The sequence below is a fragment of the Paenalicyclobacillus cellulosilyticus genome (assembly GCF_014647315.1).
Lineage (GTDB): Bacteria > Bacillota > Bacilli > Alicyclobacillales > Alicyclobacillaceae > Alicyclobacillus_J > Alicyclobacillus_J cellulosilyticus.
In genome coordinates this window covers 1-641 of record NZ_BMOY01000113.1, presented here as the reverse complement: position 1 = coordinate 641, position 641 = coordinate 1, and the positions used below count along the sequence as shown (strand labels likewise).

Genomic DNA, 641 nt, shown 5'->3' with positions numbered 1-641 from the left:
GTGCCCTTCATGAATCAATGGATTGGTTTCTCGTGTTCTAAAGGAATGCCCTGTTGCTAGGAGGTAAATGGATTCTAAAAGAGACGTTTTACCACTGCCATTTTCTCCCACAATGAGATTACAGCCTGGATGAAGTTTAAGCCGAGCTTCAGAAATATTGCGCAGATGATGAACATCAAGTTGATTGAGGTTCATGAATGACAAGGTCCTAAATTTTCATCGGCATGATGATGTATTGATACGTCTCATCCTGTAATGACTCCACTAACACACTGCTATCACTATTGGTCATAGACAATTGCAAAGGACCTTCCGGGACAGAGTTTAAAACGTCTTGTAAATATCCAGCATTAATACCAATTTTTAACTCATCGCCCTGGGTTTTAGCTTCTAGATGTTCCATCGCCTCTTCGTGCTCTTGATTATTGGCAACTAGCGTTAATTGCGAGTCTTGCATATGCAGCAATACCGCGCGCGATTTTTCATTGGCCAATATGACAATGCGTGACAGGGCTCGTTTTAACACATCACGTTCCAGCACTACGTGCTTATCTTGCTCTTTAGGAATAGCTTTGGCGTAAGGGGGAAAGCGTGCTTCTATTAACTTTGAAACAAACGTGTATTGCTCAGTCATGACTTTA

Annotated in this window: 2 protein-coding genes; both read right to left on the bottom strand. The window is 41.8% G+C overall.

Annotated features, from left to right (window positions below; genetic code table 11):
* Positions 1 to 195, bottom strand: a 195-nt coding sequence (locus IEX97_RS13055; RefSeq protein ID WP_188883530.1) for an AAA family ATPase, incomplete at its 3' end; no start/stop codon positions are given.
* A gap of 13 nt (positions 196 to 208) precedes the next feature.
* On the bottom strand, positions 209 to 641 hold a 433-nt coding region (locus tag IEX97_RS13050), incomplete at its 5' end, for a beta clamp domain-containing protein (RefSeq protein ID WP_229776927.1).